We start from the raw sequence: 20,669 nt of genomic DNA on the forward strand, positions 1-20,669 counted from the left end.
ATACTTCTCACAGAAAACAATGCAAACCGGCAGGCAGCCATGAATCCGGCTTGCACCGGGAATGCTAGTCCATACGATCCCATTCTTGGGCTTCTTAAAGGTTCTTTCACTATCTCGCAATAGCCTTATATCGCACTGTTGTTCTTGATTTATACTTCCTATTCATGCCTTGAAATAGGTATAGAAGACAAGCGCCTCTGAAAGCGAGCTCCGGATTAAACCATTCTTCTATAATAGCGCTTATCTCAGTCGTTGTTGGTCTAGCCTAATGCCGGTGATCTTCCTCAAATAGATGCGAACCTAGTAATTGAAAGGGACAGATGGATTAAATTAAGTTATTTTTGGAGTTAGAGGCTTTAATAGATGGCAGATATTAAGGATGCTAAAGCTGTTAAAAAGGTCTTATGGAAAAGAAGCTTTTAAATTTTATATACTGGAAAAAGGATTCTCAGACAAAGGTTACGGATTTTTTAAATAGGATAACGAAGAGGGCCTAGCTTCCAAAAAACTAGGCTCTCCGGCGATATTGTTCAAGATTAATCTTCTTCCGTATAGAAATCAATTAAGGAAGAGATATAGGGATCTTCCCAACCTTCGGCAATATTTTCGTAATCTTCATCGGGTATATTGGTTTGTCTAATCTCTAATGATGTTCCCTTTTTGTGTTCATGCAGCTTCAAGGTAACAATTGAAGGGCTGTCGGTTTCTCCAAAATACCATTCCTGGACAATTTTAATGGAAGGTTCTAATTCCAAGAATCGACCAGTAATTGCACCATCCCATAATGAAAATTCACCATTTACTGTCGGATCTATTGAGACAAGATCACCGGTCCAAAGACGGGCAGTAATTTCGGTCGTTAAGGCGAGATACAGTTCTTCTGGTGTCGCCGGGATAATAGCGTATTTTTTGAGATCTTTCATGATACAAATTTACTCTTTCCCGTAATTTACTACTTATTTTGAGTTCATTTTTATTTATATTAATTTTAGCACAAATTATTAGGACGACATGAGTAATTTTCTGCCAAATTCATTAGTAAAAAAATTAGGTGCAAATCCGTTATTTAATACTGCTGAATTTATTAGAGTACATGAAGAGGCCCAACGGGCAACAGCGATACGGTTAAACACACGAAAATTGGAGGAATGCCCATTTTCCAGTAAGGGAATGGTACCTTGGTGCAAGAGCGCTTTTTATCTCAAAGAACGCCCCATATTTACACTCGATCCTTTATTTCATGCAGGAGGCTATTATCCCCAGGATGCCTCATCTATGTTTATAGACCACATCATCCGTGAGCTGAAGGTAGAATCTAAACCGGTTTATGCACTGGACCTATGTGCAGCTCCTGGTGGAAAATCGACTTTGCTGAACAGTAGTTTACATCCCGACAGTCTACTTGTCGCCAACGAAATAATCAAGACTCGTGTAAATATCTTACAGGATAACCTAATAAAATGGGGAAATGCGAACGCGGTGGTCACAAATAATGATCCTTCGACATTTGGTCGTCTGCCTGGATATTTTGATTTCATGGTCGTAGATGCGCCTTGTTCAGGATCAGGTATGTTTAGAAAGGATGTCGATGCGATAGATGAATGGTCGGAAGCTAATGTTAAACTTTGTAGTGAAAGACAACAACGAATATTAGCAGAAAGTATCGCTGCATTGAAAACAGGTGGATATCTCCTTTACTCAACCTGCTCTTATTCTGAAGAGGAAAATGAAGATATAGCAGATTGGTTAATAGGGACGGGAGATTTTGAGTCAATTGAGATTGCAATTGATGATAATTGGGGGATCGAGCATACAACATCGGTTGAATACACCGCACATGGATACCGTTTCTATCCCCATAAATTAGACGGAGAAGGTTTTTTTATTACTGTTTTGCGCAAAATAGCTGAGCAATCTACATTTAATAGAAAGCGGATAAAACCAGAAAAATCGGATGTGCCGAAGGGAATTTTGGACACTTGGATATTAGATGTGGATGAGTTCTCTCCATTTATCCATCACGATGAACTCTATATATTCCCAAAAAAATATGAAAATGATTTGAAGTATCTCCAGAATGTGCTTTATCTCAAGAATGCTGGAATCAATATAGGAAAGCTCAATCGAAAGGAGCTTATTCCAAGCCACGCATTAGCATTAAGTAATGTATTGAACCCTAATGTACAAAGTCTTGAATTTACACTCGAGGAGGCTCAAAATTACCTTAGGAAGGAAAACTTGACATTAGGGGCAGACTCTCCCAATATTAAGGGCTGGGCCCTAGCAAAATATAAAGGGATGTCATTAGGGTGGATGAAAATCTTACCAAATAGGATCAATAATTACTACCCGAAAGAACTAAGAATTATGAATCTTTAGTGGAATAAGGGACGTGACATATTACTTGGGATTCTAAGATCAATTTTCGAGGGGAATATACTGCACAATGATCGAACAAATATCTTTTGCAACATCTTTCTTCGATTTCAAAGCAAATGTTTTTTTTTCGCCCAAACGATTGATAATTGTGACTTTGTTTGTATCTGTAGCAAACCCAGCACCCTGATCCTGCATGGAATTGAGCACAATAAAATCGAGATTTTTTCGAACTAATTTGTCTTTTGCATTCTCGAGTTCATTATTGGTCTCTAGAGCAAATCCAATTAGTAATTGATTTTTCTTCTTTTTTGCACCTAAAGTCGCTAGAATGTCAGTTGTTTTCTTCAAAGCGATAGAAAATTCATTTTCTTTCTTCTTTATTTTCTGAGATGCCACTTCGATAGGAGTATAATCCGCAACTGCGGCACTCATGACAATAATGGAAGCATCGTCGAAATACTTTTCACAGACTTGAAGCATTTCGGCCGCGGAAGTGACAAGGACGACTGTCATTTGTTGGGGATGTGGCAGTGCAGTAGGTCCAGAAACTAATGTGACATCGGCTCCGAGTTCCTTTAATTGTTGGGCAATGGCAAAGCCCATCTTTCCACTGGAATGATTGCCAATAAAGCGGACAGGATCTATGGCTTCATGCGTTGGCCCGGCTGATACGAGCGCCTTTAGACCCGATAGGGGAAGCTTTTCGTTGGCAAAATCTGCTAGAAAGCGGAAAAGTTCCTCTGGTTCGGCAAGACGTCCTTCACCTATTAATCCACTGGCTAACTCACCTTTTTCAGGAGGTATGATTATATTGCCGTAAGTTACAAGTTTGGCGATATTGGATTGTGTAGATGGGTGTTTCCACATATCTAAATCCATTGCCGGAGCAAAGAACACTGGACACTTTGCTGATAAATATACTGCCATAAGTAGATTATCACAGAGCCCGTTAGCCATCTTAGCGATGGTATTTGCTGTTGCAGGAGCTATGAGTATATAATCGGCTTCCAGAGCAATTTCTACATGATTATTCCATTCACCTGTATTGGGTTGGTAATAGTCAATTAAAACCGAATTTTTGGATAGTGTAGAAAGCGTAAGAGGGGTAATGAAAGCTGTGGCTTCCTCAGACATAATCACTTTAACCTGGGCATCCGCTTTTATGAGCAGACGAATAAGGGACGCAATTTTGTATGCGGCGATACTACCGCATACAGCAATTACAATATTTTTCCCTGCTAAAGCCATTTTATGGGATTGGCGATTAGTCCTGCTCTTTTGAAGGATTTCTGTAATACACTTTGTCGTGTAAAAACTCATCAATTGCTACCAAAGTTGGTTTTGGCATACGCTCATAATGTTTAGAAATCTCAATTTGTTCGCGGTTTTCGAATACCTCTTCTAAATTATCGTTATTGCTTGCAAATTCAGCAAGTTTTCCGTTGAGTTCTTCTTTTACATCTACCGCAATTTGATTTGCGCGTTTGGAAATAACTACAATAGATTCATAGAGATTGTCAGTTCCTTTGTCCAATTGTCTAAGGTCACGTGTAACTGTAGAATTTGGAATTGAATTGTTATTTTTTTGACTCATCTTTTTCGGTATTTTCTTTTTCTTTTTTCGCCTTTTGTTCTTTTATATACGCTTCTTGCTCAGCAAGAGCCTTCTTATATTCTTTCATGTGAGAAGTGGCTGTTTTAATTCCTTTTTCAGAATCTTCACGAATGGATTCCGCTTCTTTTATATGTTTGCTATTGGGGTAATTGCTTGCAAAATTACGGTAATAATCCAATGTTTCGTCATATCTGCTTTCCTGCTTTTGCAGAATACTTTTTGATGCAAAAATGTATTGTGCCTTTAACGTCAGAAATTCAATTTCTTCAGCGTATTTGGTGTCAGGATATTCTTTTAATACATTTTGTAAAGCAATAACAGCAGCTCTATAATCATCATTAAGCCCCATGTCATAATAGAGTCTCGCGTTCGCAAAAGCTTTAAGCTCAAGTTTGTCTCTTAACTTTTGAATCAGATCTGCAGCTTCTTTAGCGCGTTCAGATTCTGGGTAGAGATTGACAAAAAGTTGTAAAGCATCGATTGCTTTTTTTGTATTTGCTTGATCCAAAGTTGATCGAGGTGAATCTAAATAGTAGCAATAGGCATGCATGAAACGACATTCTTCAGCCCGAGCACTGTTTGGGTAAACATCGGCAAAGTCCTTAAAATGGTATGCTGCTGAAGTATAATCTTTCAGACGGTAATTGGCAAATGCCAGATAATAGTAGATATTTTCTGCTTCAGCTTGCCCGCGAAATTTGGTCCGCAAGTCATCGAACAAAACTAATGCCTTTGTATATTTCTTTTTCTCATATAGTTTTACGGCTTCTTCATACTTTTGAGCGATATTATTGCTTGCGCGCAATTTCTCAAATTTACTCTTGCAACCAGTAAACACCAATAGAAACATCATGCCGGCACAGATAGCCGCTATACGCCTATTTAAAAACATTTTACAAAGATAAGTGAATTTGTTATACTAATCAATTAAATTTTACTGCGCAATATAGTTTAATAATTATTTGATCCCAAAAACTACATTTTATATTAACATTCTTTAACTCGTTAATGCAATTTAGTAGCGGTATTGTCATAGACTTGTTGTTTTTCTAAGGCCCATGTAGAGGAAAAATGTAGATTTTAAAATATTTGACTATCTTTACATATACAATCATTGATTTTAATTAAGAGTATGACTTTAAAAGAAAGAGTGGAGCAAGCACTGGATACCTTGAGACCCTATTTGGAAACTGACGGCGGAAATGTGAGTGTTGAAGAGATTACAGCAGATAATGTCGTGCGATTAAAACTATTGGGCGCTTGTGCTTCATGTTCAATGAGCATCATGACTTTTAAAGCCGGATTGGAACAGGCTATCAAAAAAGCTGTGCCCGAGATTACAGCTGTAGAAGCGATCAATCTTACTGATCCGGATTCTCCTGATGCGACTATGCCATCGGCTAACTAATTTATCTATTAACACAATTTAACGGCTAGCTCGGCTGTTTTTGTGTAAATTTGTTCTATGAAGTTGCTGATTCCTATATTATTAGTTTTATCAATATTTTTTGATTTTTCTATTTTGAATGCTCAAGAGAGAAAAATCATTCAATATTCTGGTATTGTAACTACTGTGGGTTCAGGACTACCCGTTGGCTATGCTACGGTAACCAATTTGTCCTTTCGTAACGAGGCGATTGCAGCAAATAATGAAGGCTATTTTTCCTTTGTGGCCCATGTAGGAGATACAATTCGTTTTACCTCCGTCGGATTCGATCCTCTCACTATAACAATTCCTGAAGTTGCCGGAGACAAATATACCGCTAATATTGTCATGCAAAACTTGGTTACGGAATTACCCATGGTCACCCCTTATCCATGGGCTAGTATTGAAGAGTTTAATATTGCGTTTATGAACTTGGATGTATCTGAAGATAATATAGTGCGGGCCAGAAGATCGCTTTCCTATGAATCATTATCAGCTATGGCTGCAGTAGTACCCCGTGATGGCAGCGAGATGCGTTCAATCAATAATGCCCAGAGCTTCAATACGATGAATAATAAAGTCATCAACCAGCGTTATGCTAATCCTTTATTAAATCCTTTTGCTTGGGGAAGCTTAATCCAACAAATAACTAAGGGTAATCAAAGCCGTTCTAAAAGTTCCCGCTATTAATCTGTTGCTTTTAGTTTATTCAGTTCTTTTACACTTATCTTCGCAGAGAAATAAGAGACTAATCCTGATATGCTGGTGACCGTAATAAATACTAATAGATAGTCACTCCATCTGCTAACCATAGGATAACTATCTAAAATAGCGTTTGCACCATCTTCAACGCGTATTATACCGTATGTTGACTGAATATAATTGAAGACAGCTCCCAGTAATAAACCTAAAATGCAACCGATAATTGCGATCATTAGTCCCTCGTAAAAGAAAATACGTTGAATTAAGTTATTGTTTCCACCTAAGCTCTTTAAGACCGTCATGTCCTTTTGTTTATCCAATACCAACATTGTCAATGATCCCACAATATTGAAAATTGCGATGACACTGATCAATGTTAGAATGAAAAACACAACCCAGCGCTCTACACGGACATTTTTATATAAGGTTGGGTTTTGTTCTTCTCTATTCTTAACTAGATAATTCACCCCCAATTTTTTTTGAAGATCTCGCTCGAATTCTCTGACCAGAGTTCCTTCCTTTAAATAAAACTCAATGGACGATACCCGATCATATTCACCAAGTACTTCCTTTGCAAATGAAATCGGCGTAATAATGAAATTATCAAAATCCTGCTGATATCTGAGGACTCCCGTAGGGGTAATAGATCGAATATTAAATTCTTCTGCTGGATTAGCTGAATTTTTGACTCCTTTTCTTGGAGAATAAACTTGGATTAAATCAGGTGTATTCTGTATTGATACACCAAGGTTGGCCTGAACACTTGCCCCGAGTATAGCCAACTTCGTTGAATCTCGCACGAGTTGATATGTCCCGTCTACAAGAATACTATCACCAATACTTGTATTGAGCGATTGGGGCTCGACTCCTTTTATGGTCGAAATATATTGCCGGTTACCGTATTGCAGCAATACTTTTTCTTCTAATACTTCTGTATAATGAACGACATTGGGATCGTTTCGAAGCTCTTGGAAAATCGGTTTATTGGTCTCAAAAAGCTTACCCTTTTGGGGCTCAATCTTTAGTTCGGGTGCGAATTTGCTATACATGGATAGAATAAGCTCTTCCATGCCATTAAAAGAGGATAGGAGTATAATTAATGCCGCACTACTTACCATCACACCGATCACACTGATTGAGGAAATGATATTAATCGCGTTAACCGATTTTTTTGAAAAGAGATATCTTTTGGCAAATAGAAAAGGCAAGTTCATATCTTATCCTTGAATAAATGGATTGGAGTTCTTTTCAAAACCTATAGTCGTTGATGGGCCATGACCAGGATAAACAACGGTGTCATCAGGTAAGCTGTAAATTTTTTGTTTGATGCTATCCAGAAGCTGCTGATGGTTTCCTCCTGGTAAATCAGTACGACCAATGCTGTTACGGAACAGAACATCTCCACCAATTAGAAATTTTTGTGAAGCGGAATAAAAACAAATATGGGCAGGCGAATGGCCGGGAGCTAAGATAACTTTCAATTCATCATGATCCAATTGGATTATATCCCCATCATTTAAAAATACTTCTCCAATGGGAGAGATCTCATAGCGAAATCCCATTTGGGGGGCATAGTTTTGAACAGCAACCAAGGTAGATAGTTCACCTTCGTGAAATTGAGGAAAAAGACCAAACTTCTCGTGAATGAAATAATTACCTAAAACATGATCGATATGACAATGCGTATTTAATAACAATCGAGGATTGAGATTATGATGATCGATAAATGTCGAAAACTCTGCCTGCTCATTTTCGACATACATACCTGGGTCAATAATAAGTGCATTTCCCTGTTCATTATACAATAAGTAGGTATTTTCTTGATATGCGTTGAAAGTAAATGTTCTAATCTTTAACATAAGGCAAAATTACTGTTTTTTTGTTCGCTAAATAGTGAAAAATCAGCTATTCCAGATTTCCCAATTCTTTTCAGCCTGAAGCAATAACATTTCGTAGCCATTCTTAATTCGAGCACCTTTCTCTTTTCCTTTTTTTAGAAAGGATGTCTCCTCAGGATTATAGATTAGATCGTAGAATAAATGCTTCTCATTGATGTATTCATAAGGTAAAGCAGGAGACTCTGTAATATTGGGGAATGTACCAACGGGGGAGCAATTGACAATTAATGTGTGTTCTGCTAAAATTGACGCATCTAATTCATCATAGGTGTAGTTCTCTGTTTGCTTTGTTCTGCTGACGATCTTGTATGTGATATTTAATTGATCCAATGCATACATAACTGCCTTTGCAGCACCACCGTTTCCCAAAATTAAGGCCTTTTTATCGTGTTCTTTTAAAAGGGGTTTTAGTGATGCTTCAAAACCATATGCATCTGTATTGTAACCTTTAAGATAGGCGCTACCATCCGCAAGATGGGTGATGCGGATACAATTTACCGCCTGTATGGCTTTAGCCTCTTCTGACAGTTCGTTCAAATAATCCATCACTTCTATCTTATAGGGGATGGTCACATTAACGCCATAGAAGTCCTTGTTCATAAAAATTGACGGAAACTCTGCTATGCGTTCAATCGGATATAGCCCATAATCTATATGCTGGATATTTTCTTTCTCAAACTTCCCTAAATAATATTTCTTGGAAAAAGAATGCCCTAAAGGGTATCCTATCAAACCTAATTTTTTCATCGGAGGGTTTACTACGTCTTTGGGTTACAAGCTTCTTAATGTAATTGTATCGGATTTTATACCTGCAGATAATCTTTGTGATTGCCTGCAGGTATATTTTTTAATCTTTTGGTTTTGTGTATTTTTTTACGATTTCAGTGATAATTTGATTTCCCTGTAATTGAGGAAGGTAATCAAAGAGAATATAATGTTTTTCTGGATTCGTCGCTAAGCCTAATTCTAAGAAGTTTAAAGCCTCATTATATTGTCCGTTGGCGAATAAATAAGCGACAACACGATAGTACAATTCTGCTGCTTGAGGGTTTTGGGTAATCGCATCGGACATAACATTGATAGCTTCATCAACTTTGCTCTGTTCAAATAAAATGGATGAGTAATCGAGCCAGGCATCTATATCAGATGGATTCAATGCTACTACTTTTTTGTAGGCCTCTTCAGCTTGATCAATTTGTTGCAATTTATAACGCGCATCTGCAATAGCAAACCAATAGTCGGGATTTGTGTCCTCTAGTTCTAATGCTTTTTTGTAGAAATGAAGAGATTCAAAATAACGTTCTTCAAAATCCAAGGTAACACCGATACCGAACCATGCATCCGCTAACTCAGCATCCAATTTCACCGCTTTTTTATAATAGTTTCGCGCTTCTTCCATCTGCTCCAACTTTTCATAACATTCGCCGATTGCACAGTAAGTGTCCGCACTAGGCTGCTCATATTCGAAGGTTTGTTTATAGACGTCCAAAGCCTCCTGATAACGATCTAAATTGACGAGCGCGTTTCCTTTGTTGAAATAAGCTGATGAAAAATCCTCTTTGATCAATATGGCATAATCATAAGCATCCAACGCCGCGTCGAACTTGCCGATTTTATGATAAGAGTTGCCTAAGTTATACCAGGCATAATATGAATAAGGGTCTGAGTCTATATATTTGTTATAGAAGGATATGCTTTCTTCTTGTCTATCAAGCACGTCGTAACAATACGCTAGTTCATAGAGCGCCTCTTGATAGTCCATATTAAGCTCAAGCGCTTTCTTTAAATAAACAATAGCTTTGTCATAATCCATTTGGGCTTGGAAAATCATCGCTATATGAAAGTAGACTTCATCCTTATTGTCTAATAATGGTAATGCTTTAAATAGTTGTTCTAATGCGTCATCAAACTGTCCTATGCTTCCTAAAATTCCGCCTCTAATCAAAAATATATCACCCTCTGAAGCTTCCAATAGCTCAGCTTTGTCCAAAGCCGCCAGCGCATTCTGATATTGCTGAATTGTTGAAAACAATTGAGCTTGCTTCAACAGAAATGTGATATCAAAAGGATGTTGGCTAATCGCAAATTCTGTTACTTGTAGTGCTTTTACAGGATCATTTTTTTCAGCGTAATAGTCAATAATTCCTTCGAAGGCCTTGGAGTCAAAAAAATACTGATCCTCGTTTCGAAGCATTTCCTCATATCGGTCCACCGAGATTTTTCTTTCTTCGGGGTTTTCAAATTCAAAATCCTCTTCCATTTTCAAAAGTTTAAAACCAGTATTTTGTTCCTTAAATCAAAATACTAATTTCTTATCTAATTTTATGGATTAACTTTTCCACAAATTAGATATCATCCACAAAGTTAAGGATAAATACTGTCAAAATAAAAAAGCCGGCTCCAGAGCCGGCTTTTAAATATAATGGTATAAATTATATACGATTATTTTTTGATCTCAACACGACGGTTTTGAACACGGCCTTCTTCAGTTGAATTAGATGCAACTGGGTTAGCCTCTCCGTAACCGTTAGCAGTGATGCTTGATGAAGAAACACCAGCATTTACCAAATATTGTTTTACAGAGTTAGCACGGTCTTTAGACAAAGTCATGTTGTAAGCTTCTGTACCTTCAGCAGATGCATAACCATCTAAAGTTACAGTTGAATTGTTATCACGTACTTCTTTAGCCAATTTGTCTAGAGTTGAGTAAGATGAAGTTTTCAATACTGAGCTATCAAATTCGAATTGAATTGGAGCATAGTAACCATTAGCAGTAGCGCTTTCAACTACTGGCTCTGGAAATTTGATCGGACATCCTGAACCATCTACTGGAGTACCAGCCGGTGTGTTAGGACATTTATCGAATTTATCAGATACACCGTCACCATCAGCATCAGCGCTTAAAGTGTTAACAGTACCTTCTAAAGTGCTTACACGTTGTTTCAATGCTTCAACTTCGTTTCTCAATGATGGATCTTTCAATTCATCATACATTGTAGCAACTGGGTTAGCAAAAGTCAAGTTTTGTTTGTCTTTTGAACCTAAAGTGAATTCTAAACCAGCCATAACTGAAGAGAATTTACCTTTGTAAGATGACTGACGAGCTGGACCGTAGATTTGATCATCAGTAAAGTTCATTGTATAGCCTAAATTTAAAGCTACAACTTCAGACAATTTAAATTTAGCACCTACACCTACAGGAACGAATGCTGTTAATTTATTGTCACGACCTTCATCGCTTTTGTCACGGTCACCAATAACACCTTCACCCCATTTTCCTGAGTTATCATAAACCACTTTTCCATTGAAATCATTACCATCAAATTGAACAGGGTTGTATGCCATAGCTCCCAAACCAACTTTAGCGTAGAAGTTAACGGAATTTTCTCTTCTCAAGAAATCGATTGTACCCAATTGAAATACACCATTTAAGCTAGCCGCCCAGTTTACACTAGTTTCCACTGAACGAGCACCTAAACTGTTTTCTGCTTTAGGACCTGATAAATCGTGATTGTAAGTTTTGATCTTACCACGGTTTGCTTCAACTTCCAAACCGAATAGGTGAGAGAATTGTTTACGTACTGTCAAGCCATAGTACTCACCAACTTTGTTTTGGAAGTAACCAACTTTTTGACCAAAAGCGTTACCACCACCGATTACGTTATTTGGTGTAGTGATACCACCTTGAACTCCGATAGACCAAGTTCTGTATTGTGATCTACCACCGAATACTTGTTGAGCTTGTGCTGTATCAGCGAAACCTAAAGCGGCAACTAATGTAGCAGCAACAGCTGTTTTTTTAATTGTAGAATAGTTCATACTCTTGTTTTTAAGGTTATTATTAATTTTAATTGTTTTCAATTTTAAATTCACTTGTATTAATACTTGGAACAGTACAATTGCCGTGCCAAAGTCTTAAAATTATGTTAAATTTTTGTTTTCGCTATATTTCGTACTAAATTAAGTATTTAATGTGAAACAACAAAACAAAAATTCGGTACGAAAGTACCAAATTTTTGTTTTGTTTCAATAGCTTTAAGAAAAAAATTAAGAAATTCTTTCTAAAGTAAATAATGGACGATAACTAATGATAGAGCACCAAGCAGTGCAGATACCGGGATCGTCAAAATCCAAGCCCATAATAGACTGATAGTAACACCCCAACGAACTGCTGAAACACGCTTGACAACGCCGACACCAATAATAGCACCTGTAATCGTGTGTGTAGTTGAAGCTGGGATACCGAAATGTTCTGTTATCCCTAATGTAACAGCACCTGCAGATTCAGCACAGACTCCTTCTAATGGTGTCACTTTTGTGATCTTTGTGCCCATTGTTTTTACAATTTTCCAACCACCACTCATAGTTCCGGCAGAAATTGCTGCGTAACAAGTTAATGGAATCCATTCAGGCATATGTTCAGTGTTTTCCATATAACCTCCAGCAACCATAGCAACAAGAATGATTCCCATTACCTTTTGGGCATCATTACCACCATGGGCAAAACTCAATGCTGCGGAGGAAATCAATTGCAAGATTTTAAACCATTTTTCAGCTACGCTTGGACGTGATTTTCTTGCCAGATTAATCACGATTAATGTAATGATAATGGATATGGTCATACCAATGATTGGTGCCAGAACGATGAAAGCAATAATTTTTAAAGTCGCATCGATATTAATGGCATGAATAGGATCTGCTCCTAGAATAAAGGCGTAGGCCATTCCTGATCCCGCAAAACCTCCAATTAAGGTATGTGATGAACTCGATGGTACTCCGTAGTACCAGGTAAACAAGTTCCAGCCAATTGCTGCGAGCAAGCCCGCAAAGATAACCTCAAGGGTAATATATTCTTCCAATACCGTTTTGGCAATGGTGTTGGCTACTTTATGGTCTGTAAAGTAGAAATAAGCAGCAAAGTTGAATATGGCAGCCCATAATACAGCCATTGCCGGTGTGAGAACTTTTGTTGATACAACTGTCGCAATTGAGTTGGCGGCATCATGGAATCCATTGATGTAGTCAAATGCAATCGCTAGGACAATCACAACAACGAGTAATGTTGACATCATAATCTCGTAGAATTTTTATGCACTAATGATCGAATGATTATGCGTTTTTAACTAGAATACTTTCTAAGACATTAGCAACATCCTCGCATTTGTCTGTTGCATCTTCCATTGCGGATAATACCTCTTTGTGTTTGATCAATGAGATCGCATCTTTTTCAAATTCAAAAAGATCAGCCACCGCTTTGTCAAAAATATAGTCTGCTTTGTTTTCAACACTATTGATACGTACGCACGAATCAGTAATGTTGCGAATGTTTTTTAAGTCACGAAGTTCATGTATTGCTTTTGAGACATGCTCAGTAGCTTCTACCAAGAGATCCGCGATTTCGATCATCGGCTCTGTTGCTTTTTCAACCTTGTATAAATCCATTCTGTTGGCAGCGCCATGGATAAAGTCCGCTACATCATCCAATGAACTTGCTAAAGAGTGTATATCTTCGCGATCAAAAGGTGTAATGAAATTTTTACCTAGTTCCAAATGAATTTGATGGGTGATGTTGTCGCCTCTGTGCTCCAGGTCTTCCATCTTGCGTGTGAACTCCTTCTTCTTCTCCGGATTGTTTGAGTTAACAATATCTTTTAACAATTGAGACATTTCGATCAAATTGTTGCCTGCCTGTTCAAACAAAGGAAAGAATTTTTTGTCCTTTGGAACGAAGTATTGAAAAATGCTATTTAAAGACATATCTTAAATTTATTTTTGCAAAAGTAACACCCTAATGTTAAGTTAATGTTAACATTGGTTTTGTTTAAACACAAAAGTGTCATCAATTGTTTAATCTCCGGTTTGAACTTTTTGCAAAGTAAAGCCGAAAGTAGTTCCAATCCCCTCAGTACTACGTACATTGACGTTCTGTTGATGGGCTTCAATGATATGTTTTACAATAGCAAGGCCTAGTCCGGATCCGCCGATATCTCTTGAACGACTTTTGTCTGTTCGGAAGAACCGCTCGAATACGCGGCTCAGATTTTTTTCTTCAATTCCATAACCATCGTCGGTGATTTCAATGAGCACCTGCTCAAATAGTGGAAAAATTTTGATTTTTGTAGTCCCACCTTCCTTCCCATATTTGAGGGAATTGTCTATCAGATTATAGAGCACCTGATGTATTTTGTTGCGATCGGCCTTGACCCAGTGCGGTGTGCCGGCCTTAGGCTTAAACTCGATTTTGATATGGTGCTGTTTGGCTTTGTCTTCTAATGAATAGGAGATGTCTTTGATCAGGTCTACAATGTCAAATTTTTCAATGTTCAAGACCATTTTTCCAGATTCTAATTTGGATATTTCATCTAAATCTTGAATGAGGTAATTCAATCTATCAAGATTGCGGGCAGCTTTATCCAAGAAATTTTTTGCCATTTCCATATCCTCTTCCATTAATCCGTCTTGCAGGGTTTCGATGTAACCCTGGGTTGCAAAGAGGGGAGTTTTGAACTCATGTGAGATATTGGATAGAAATTCACGTCGAAATTTCTCCTGAGATTTTAATTGTTCAATTTCATTTTTTTTATCTTTTGCCCAGGCTTTTACATCATTTTCGGCGTCTGTAATGGGATCTTCACTGACATGTTCACCAATTGCATCTTTAAGATCCTTGCCAAGTTTGAGGTTGTGAATTAGCTTATACATGGTGTTGAGACGGCGATAGATGTATTTCTCGAAAAGATAATTGAATAGAAGAAAGCAGACTACCAGCGCAACAAAAAATATAATCAGCGCGGTCTGAAGATCATGTTTATAATAAAAGCTGATGGTGGATATTGCGATACCAACGCCAGCGGAGTTTGCCAGTAATAATTGTCTAAAATTCATCTGTTGAATAAAAAAGGCCCCTAATTGGAGCCTAAGTTACTTATTATGGTATTAATAAATTGTTAAAATTTTCCGATAATGGTCTTGGCCCCAGTAACTTTATCGCCAATATTCACATTGATTTCTGTTCCTAGCGGTAGAAATAGATCGACACGTGAACCAAATTTGATAAAACCGAACTCGTTGCCTTGTACAACCTGATCATTTTCCTTTACGTACCAAACAATGCGGCGGGCTAATGCGCCGGCGATTTGACGAAAGAGAACTTCCCTTCCTTCTTTATCTTTCACCACGACAGTCGTTCTTTCGTTATCTGTAGAGGATTTTGGATGCCAGGCAACCAAAAATTTCCCTGGATGGTATTTGAAAAAAGTGACCAGACCACTAATGGGATTTCGATTCACATGGACATTGACGGGAGACATGAAAATAGAGACCTGTATCCTTCTATCGTGAAAATACTCGTTTTCTTCGGTTTCTTCGATAACCACAACTTTTCCATCTGCAGGGCATAAGATTGTACCATCTTGTGGACTAACGACTTTCTTGGGACTTCTAAAAAACTGGACAACAGTGATGAATAGGAATGCTGAAAGGGCATAAATAAACCATTTTACATACTGTGATGCATCATAATAATCCGCAACGGCATTGATGATAAAGATAAAAAGTATAGCAATCGCTAAGGTAGTATATCCTTCTTTATGGAATTTCATATCTATTTATTTCTGCAAAGATAATTATTTACTCGAATTGTCGATTTGTCTTTCAATTTTAATTGAATGCGTATAGACCTTTCCATCACTTGCTGTTGCAATGCTTCCGGAAACTTTAATCGTATCGTCCTGAGGTTGATCTTGTTTATAGGTTGGAAAATAAAAATCTATGCCTTTCGCAATCCGGTTCAAAATATTATGGTAATTTTCATTACTGGAGTCTACATTGAGCTTGAGGCTTCGCATATTGACTGCTCCTGTTTTTTTCACCTCAACTTCATAAGAGAAATTTAATTGATTGGTAACTGCGATTCCGCTTTTATTGATTCCATCAGTAAAACGTTTGGCAAGAAACGCATAGAAATTTGAGAAGTCATCAAAACTACAGGATTTACTGTTTAGTAATTCTGCACGGACGAAATAATCGTATGGAAGAATACTCAACGACTGAAAATCTTCGATTGGAAGCTCCCCATTGTCATCGTAGGTAACCGTAATTTGTCCATTAACAAACCGTTGTGTCATTGCATAAATCGGCTGCTGTCCCACATTATAAAAGTAGGTGTTCCAATTCCCTTGTGGTTTTCCACCTTTTACTTTCCCTTTGCGCAAATAAAAATCATAACCAAATTCGGTAAAGCCTTCGAATGGTATTGCAAACTCGTAGTTGCCCTCACCATTAACGACTTCCTGTTTCCCCCTGTTATCCCAATAATCTTTGATGAAATATCCAAAATCGCCGTAGCTGACTGTCAATAATGGCTTCCCATCGGGATAATAATATTTCCAATCGCCAATAGGGTAGTTGTCTTTAAAATTTATTTCCCATTTCAGCACGCCATTTGGGTGAAAAGCTTGAAATAGGCCTTCTTTTTTACCATCCTTATAGTTTCCGATAAGCAAGCGATTGCCATTGGGGGCAAAATCACGAAATTCCCCTTCGAAAATTTGCTTTGTGAAATCAAATTTGCTGACGCGTTCAATTGTTTTGAATTCGCAATCTTTTGCTGCCAGATAATAATATTTATCAAAATAGAAACGAATTAATCCCTGATCTAATTTTTCGTAAAATACAGGTTTATCTTCTTGCGCCTGAATATTCTTAAAGCAGAATGAGGATAACAACAACAGTATATAAATGAATTTTTTAGTCATAACAAAATTTAATGTGCCTCAAGCCAATTTTTACCTTCTCCGATTTCAACGACCAATGGAACGGTTGTTGAAATCGCGTTTGTCATTTTGTCCAGAATAATGGTTTTGAATGCTTCAACCTCTTGTCTCGGAACATCAAATACCAGCTCATCATGCACCTGCATAATCATTTTACCTATGAGTCCCTGCTGTTCGATTTCTTTTTGTATCGCAATCATAGCAATCTTGATTAAATCTGCTGCTGAGCCCTGAATCGGTGCATTGATCGCATTTCGTTCAGCAAATCCGCGAACGGTCATATTTGCGGAATTAATATCTCTCAAATAACGTCTGCGCTTTAAAATTGTTTCAACGTACCCTTTCTCTTTGGCAAATTCAACAGCATCACTCATATACTTCTTGATACCCGTATATTGATTGAAATATTCATTAATGATGTCCGCTGCTTCTTTACGTGAAATACCTAGATTTTGGGATAGACCAAAGGCGGATTGGCCATAAATAATGCCAAAGTTGACTGCTTTCGCATTGCGTCGTTGTTCGGACGTTACTTCGTCGAAAGCCATGTTATAAACTTTCGCTGCCGTAGCGCGATGGATATCGTGACCTTGACTAAAAGCTTCCATCATATTCTGATCTTTACTCAATTCCGCAATCAGGCGCAATTCGATCTGTGAATAATCGGCGGATAAGATCACATTGTCCACTGAGCGGGGAATAAATGCTTTTCTCACTTCCCGTCCTCTTTCCGTCCGGATTGGGATATTCTGCAGATTTGGGTTGGTGGAGCTCAAACGGCCTGTTGCGGCAACAGCCTGATTGTAGGACGTATGGATGAGGCCAGTTTCTGGATTGATCAATTCGGGTAATGAATCTACGTAAGTGGATTTTAATTTCTGTAATTGCCTAAAATTTAAAATGTCCTGAACGATATCCGATTTATGTGCCAACGCCAATAAAACATCTTCACCAGTTTTATATTGTCCCGTTTTTGTTTTTTTTGCCTTCGGATCCAATTGGAGCTTGTCGAATAATACTTCACCTAACTGTTTTGGCGAGGCGATATTGAAGTTAACTCCCGCTTTTTCAAATATAGAGTCTTCGAGATTCCGAATATCCTGCTCTAAGGTTTTAGAAAATTCTCCTAAAGCAGGGACATCAATCTTTACGCCATTCCGTTCTATTTCTGCTAGTACATAGACAAGTGGAAATTCAACCTCCTGGGCTAATTGTAACGTGTCTGTTTCCACTAAAAGAGGTTGAAATATGTTTCTAAGCTGCAGTGTAATATCCGCATCTTCGGCCGCATATTCTTTGATCTGCTCGAATTCGACATCACGCATATTACCTTGCTTTTTCCCTTTTTCGCCAATGAGCTCGGTAATTGAAACAGGGCTGTAATTTAAATAGTTTTCAGCGAGCACATCCATTCCGTGTCTTGTATCGGGATCAATGAGGTAATGCGCTAACATGGTGTCAAATAGAGTTCCCTGAACTTTAATGCCATATCGGGCCAATAATAAAATATCGTATTTGATATTTTGACCGATCTTCTCAATTGCTGGATTTTCCAATACAGGTTTAAAAATGTTGAGGATGCGCTGTGCTTCTTCTCGATTTGCTGGCGTGGGAATATAGTATGCTTTTCCCGTTTCAAATGAAAAAGAGAGTCCAACAACATCAGCAAGGTTTGCGTCTAATCCTGTTGTTTCAGTATCAAAACAAAAGCTCTCCTTTGCCGCAAGCTCCTTGGCAAGCTTTTCTTGTTCTTCGGTCGTATCAATTAAAGTGTATTCGTGCGCAGTATTATGAATGTTTTTTAAGGCGATATTTTCATTCGAAACTTCTATTGCGATATCTGTAGTCGTTGTTACCGTTGTCGTTTGTACAGCGAATAAATCCATTTGTCCGTTCAAAGGGCTATTCTTTTCAAGTATGGAGAAATCTTCTCCAAAAACTCTTTTTCCAAGCGTTCTAAATTCCAGCTCAGCAAAGAGGGGCTCGAGAATATCTTTATTTGGATCCTCAAGTTCCAATGCTTTTTCGTCAAGCTCAACGGGGACGTCCAATAGAATTGTCGCCAATTTTTTTGAGATCAATCCCTGTTCTGCAAAATTTTCGACATTTTCACGCATTTTGCCTTTAAGCTGATCGGCGTTGGCTATTATTCCTTCAACTGAACCAAATTCTTGCACTAATTTCTTTGCGGTCTTCTCTCCAATGCCAGGAATTCCTGGAATATTATCTACTGCATCACCCCATAGACCCAAAATGTCAATGACCTGGCAGACATCAGTGACTTCCCATTTTTCTCGGATTTCTTTCACTCCCTGTACTTCGGCTCCATTACCCATACGGGCGGGCTTGTAAATAAAAATATTGTCCGAGACAAGTTGACCAAAATCTTTATCAGGTGTCATACAGTAGACTTGAAAGTTTTCTTGCTCCGCTTTTTTTGCCAATGTTCCGATGATATCATCGGCTTCATAACCGTCCATGGTAATTATCGGGATATTGAATCCTTCAATCAGTCGGTAGATGTATGGGATAGAAGCCGAAAGATCTTCGGGCATTTTTTCGCGGTGTGCTTTATAGGCTTCAAATTCAATATGGCGTGCTGTAGGTGCAGCCGTGTCGAACACTACCGCTATATGAGAAGGTTGCTGATTTTTCAATACCTCCAATAGTGTATTGGTAAATCCCATGATTGCCCCAGTATTCAACCCTGTAGAGGTGATACGTGGGGTCTTGCTCAATGCAAAATATGCCCTATATATAAGAGCCATTCCATCTAAAAGAAATAGTTTTTTCACAAAATTGAATTTTAGTCTCCTTACAAAGGTAAGAAATTCATCAAACCGTAAGTTTAATAAATTTTTCCGATTTTTGTGCTATGACACATTTAATGCAAGAGGTTCTATGAGAGGATTGGTAACAAAGTCCACGGGTAGCTGGTATCAGGTTTTGGGCGAAGACGGCAAGCGATATGATTGCCGGATCAAAGGAAAGTTTCGTACCAAAGGAATTAAAACAACCAACCCTGTGGCTGTGGGAGATTGGGTACATTTCGATGTGGAACCGGATCTTGAAAGTGCTGTCATTCGTGAACTGGAACCCCGCCGCAATTATATTATTCGAAAGTCGGTCAATCTATCCAAACAAACGCAGATTATTGGTGCTAACTTAGATCAAGCTTTTCTGGTGGTTACTTTAGCTTCTCCACCAACATCGCTGGGCTTTATCGATCGTTTTTTGGTGACCACTGAAGCTTATAGCATACCGGCAGTGCTTATTTTTAATAAACTCGATCTTTTTAGTGATGAGGGCCTAGAAATATTGGCCGAGTATAAAGCCATTTATGAACGGATAGGTTATCCATGCTATGAGGTATCGGCGTTGACAGGAAAAAATATCGATCTTGTTAAGGAATTGCTTCAGGATAAGATTACATTGGTGTCGGGGCATTCCGGTGTAGGCAAATCTACGTTGATTAATGCTATTGTACCAGAATATGGTTTGAAAACCGGTGAAATTTCGGATTGGTCAGATAAAGGGAAGCATACGACTACATTTGCGGAAATGTTTGATTTACCATTTGGGGGAAAACTGATTGATACACCCGGCATTCGCGAATTGGGAATTGTGGATATCGAAAAACAAGAACTGTCTCACTTTTTCCCTGAGATGCGTGCGTTGATGAACCAATGTCGGTTCAATAACTGTCGACATATCAACGAACCGGGATGTGTCATTATGGAAGCTGTCGAGGAAGGCGAGATTGAATCATCCCGTTACGATAGTTATCTCAGTATGTATCATAATGAAGATAGTAGAGCATAATAAAGAAAGGCTTCCACACATTTGGAAGCCTTTCTTTATTTAAAGGAAAGAGC

General features: G+C 38.2%; 19 protein-coding genes. 4 read left to right on the forward strand and 15 right to left on the reverse strand.

Going from position 1 to position 20,669, the window contains the following annotated elements; all coding sequences use genetic code 11:
• Positions 1–536: 536 nt before the first annotated feature.
• Positions 537–923 (reverse strand): SRPBCC family protein, encoded by a 387-nt coding sequence (locus tag B4A24_RS18790; protein ID WP_172395900.1) that lies wholly within the window; start codon positions 921–923, stop codon positions 537–539.
• A gap of 88 nt (positions 924–1,011) precedes the next feature.
• Between B4A24_RS18790 and B4A24_RS18795 the strand changes: the two genes are divergently transcribed.
• Positions 1,012–2,379, forward strand: coding sequence for a methyltransferase RsmF C-terminal domain-like protein (locus B4A24_RS18795; RefSeq protein WP_293946547.1), 1,368 nt, complete (start codon positions 1,012–1,014; stop codon positions 2,377–2,379).
• Between the two features lie 39 nt (positions 2,380–2,418).
• Here B4A24_RS18795 and coaBC read toward each other — a convergent pair whose 3' ends face one another.
• From coaBC to B4A24_RS18810, 3 genes are read right to left on the reverse strand one after another with little or no spacing between them, the layout of a single operon-like run.
• Positions 2,419–3,627, reverse strand: coding sequence for a bifunctional phosphopantothenoylcysteine decarboxylase/phosphopantothenate--cysteine ligase CoaBC (gene coaBC / locus B4A24_RS18800; RefSeq protein ID WP_293946548.1), 1,209 nt, complete (start codon positions 3,625–3,627; stop codon positions 2,419–2,421).
• A 16-nt stretch (positions 3,628–3,643) separates the two neighbouring features.
• Positions 3,644–3,973 carry a DNA-directed RNA polymerase subunit omega gene (locus tag B4A24_RS18805; protein ID WP_172395903.1) on the reverse strand — a complete coding sequence of 110 codons (330 nt, stop codon included), beginning with the start codon at positions 3,971–3,973 and terminating at the stop codon, positions 3,644–3,646.
• Positions 3,957–4,886: an outer membrane protein assembly factor BamD gene (locus B4A24_RS18810; RefSeq protein ID WP_293946549.1), complete on the reverse strand. Its 930-nt coding sequence runs from the start codon at positions 4,884–4,886 to the stop codon at positions 3,957–3,959. Before B4A24_RS18810 ends, B4A24_RS18805 begins: the two co-directional genes overlap by 17 nt.
• Before the next feature lie 240 nt (positions 4,887–5,126).
• Here B4A24_RS18810 and B4A24_RS18815 point away from each other — a divergent pair, with 240 nt between their 5' ends.
• Together B4A24_RS18815 and B4A24_RS18820 are read left to right on the forward strand one after the other, a co-directional pair.
• Positions 5,127–5,402 (forward strand): NifU family protein, encoded by a 276-nt coding sequence (locus B4A24_RS18815; RefSeq protein ID WP_172395905.1) that lies wholly within the window; start codon positions 5,127–5,129, stop codon positions 5,400–5,402.
• Between the two features lie 57 nt (positions 5,403–5,459).
• Entirely contained in the window at positions 5,460–6,110 is a 651-nt protein-coding gene (locus B4A24_RS18820) for a carboxypeptidase regulatory-like domain-containing protein (RefSeq protein ID WP_172395906.1), read from the forward strand.
• Here B4A24_RS18820 and B4A24_RS18825 read toward each other — a convergent pair.
• From B4A24_RS18825 to polA, 11 genes are all read right to left on the reverse strand, one after another.
• Positions 6,107–7,336, reverse strand: a complete 1,230-nt coding sequence (locus B4A24_RS18825) for an FtsX-like permease family protein (protein ID WP_293946550.1) — start codon at positions 7,334–7,336, stop codon at positions 6,107–6,109. The two genes, B4A24_RS18820 and B4A24_RS18825, sit on opposite strands and share 4 nt — an antisense overlap.
• Positions 7,337–7,339: 3 nt before the next feature.
• Complete coding sequence (locus B4A24_RS18830; protein WP_293946551.1) at positions 7,340–7,981, reverse strand: MBL fold metallo-hydrolase; 642 nt, start codon at positions 7,979–7,981, stop codon at positions 7,340–7,342.
• 42 nt (positions 7,982–8,023) lie between these two features.
• On the reverse strand, positions 8,024–8,767 hold the full coding sequence (locus B4A24_RS18835; RefSeq protein WP_293946552.1) for a shikimate dehydrogenase family protein: 744 nt from the start codon (positions 8,765–8,767) through the stop codon (positions 8,024–8,026).
• 100 nt (positions 8,768–8,867) lie between these two features.
• Positions 8,868–10,280 carry a tetratricopeptide repeat protein gene (locus B4A24_RS18840; protein WP_172395910.1) on the reverse strand — a complete coding sequence of 471 codons (1,413 nt, stop codon included), beginning with the start codon at positions 10,278–10,280 and terminating at the stop codon, positions 8,868–8,870.
• A gap of 182 nt (positions 10,281–10,462) precedes the next feature.
• Positions 10,463–11,839 (reverse strand): OmpA family protein, encoded by a 1,377-nt coding sequence (locus B4A24_RS18845; protein ID WP_293946653.1) that lies wholly within the window; start codon positions 11,837–11,839, stop codon positions 10,463–10,465.
• Positions 11,840–12,081: 242 nt separating this feature from the next.
• A complete protein-coding gene (locus B4A24_RS18850; protein WP_293946553.1) occupies positions 12,082–13,092 on the reverse strand; it encodes an inorganic phosphate transporter in 1,011 nt (336 codons plus the stop codon).
• 37 nt (positions 13,093–13,129) lie between these two features.
• Positions 13,130–13,777: a DUF47 domain-containing protein gene (locus B4A24_RS18855; protein ID WP_108634567.1), complete on the reverse strand. Its 648-nt coding sequence runs from the start codon at positions 13,775–13,777 to the stop codon at positions 13,130–13,132.
• Positions 13,778–13,867: 90 nt separating this feature from the next.
• Positions 13,868–14,905 carry a sensor histidine kinase gene (locus tag B4A24_RS18860; RefSeq protein WP_172395912.1) on the reverse strand — a complete coding sequence of 346 codons (1,038 nt, stop codon included), beginning with the start codon at positions 14,903–14,905 and terminating at the stop codon, positions 13,868–13,870.
• Positions 14,906–14,967: 62 nt separating this feature from the next.
• Positions 14,968–15,621: a phosphatidylserine decarboxylase family protein gene (locus tag B4A24_RS18865; RefSeq protein WP_293946554.1), complete on the reverse strand. Its 654-nt coding sequence runs from the start codon at positions 15,619–15,621 to the stop codon at positions 14,968–14,970.
• A gap of 24 nt (positions 15,622–15,645) precedes the next feature.
• Positions 15,646–16,776, reverse strand: coding sequence for a toxin-antitoxin system YwqK family antitoxin (locus B4A24_RS18870; RefSeq protein ID WP_293946555.1), 1,131 nt, complete (start codon positions 16,774–16,776; stop codon positions 15,646–15,648).
• A gap of 8 nt (positions 16,777–16,784) precedes the next feature.
• Positions 16,785–19,589 carry a DNA polymerase I gene (polA, locus tag B4A24_RS18875; RefSeq protein WP_293946556.1) on the reverse strand — a complete coding sequence of 935 codons (2,805 nt, stop codon included), beginning with the start codon at positions 19,587–19,589 and terminating at the stop codon, positions 16,785–16,787.
• A 106-nt stretch (positions 19,590–19,695) separates the two neighbouring features.
• On the opposite strand from polA, the gene rsgA reads away from it, so the two are divergent.
• Positions 19,696–20,616 (forward strand): ribosome small subunit-dependent GTPase A, encoded by a 921-nt coding sequence (gene rsgA, locus B4A24_RS18880; RefSeq protein WP_172395916.1) that lies wholly within the window; start codon positions 19,696–19,698, stop codon positions 20,614–20,616.
• Positions 20,617–20,669 lie beyond the last annotated feature (53 nt).

The sequence above is a fragment of the Sphingobacterium sp. UBA7249 genome (assembly GCF_002472835.1).
Lineage (GTDB): Bacteria > Bacteroidota > Bacteroidia > Sphingobacteriales > Sphingobacteriaceae > Sphingobacterium > Sphingobacterium prati.